Annotated in this window: 1 pseudogene; it reads right to left on the bottom strand. The window is 61.9% G+C overall.

Annotated features, from left to right (window positions below):
* A pseudogene (locus SB771_RS34425) lies at nt 1-273 on the bottom strand (EmrB/QacA family drug resistance transporter); the annotation flags it as partial.

The raw sequence follows: 273 nt of genomic DNA, 5'->3' as shown, positions 1-273 counted from the left end.
ACCTGGCGGAGATTCAGCACGGCGGCGGTGACGGGAAGCGCAATCAGCAGGGGAATTGCAAGCAGCAACGACAGCGGCGCGGTTTGCAGCGGCCGGTAACCGTGGACTTGCGCGAGATATTGGCCGGGTATGACCGCAACGCCAACCAGCAGCACAACGGCGCCAACCAGTGTCAGAAGTCCGTGCGCGAGGTTCCTGCGGGCAAGCAGCTGGAGTTTGAAGAATGGCAGCGGATGAAACCACTCGTTGACGAGGAACGCCGCGAACAACAGC

It is taken from the genome of Burkholderia sp. SIMBA_051, assembly GCF_046534915.1.
In the GTDB taxonomy this organism is placed as follows: Bacteria; Pseudomonadota; Gammaproteobacteria; order Burkholderiales; family Burkholderiaceae; genus Burkholderia; species Burkholderia ambifaria.
The sequence above is the reverse complement of the archived record's forward strand: the minus strand, read 5'-3'. Positions and strand labels throughout refer to the sequence as shown.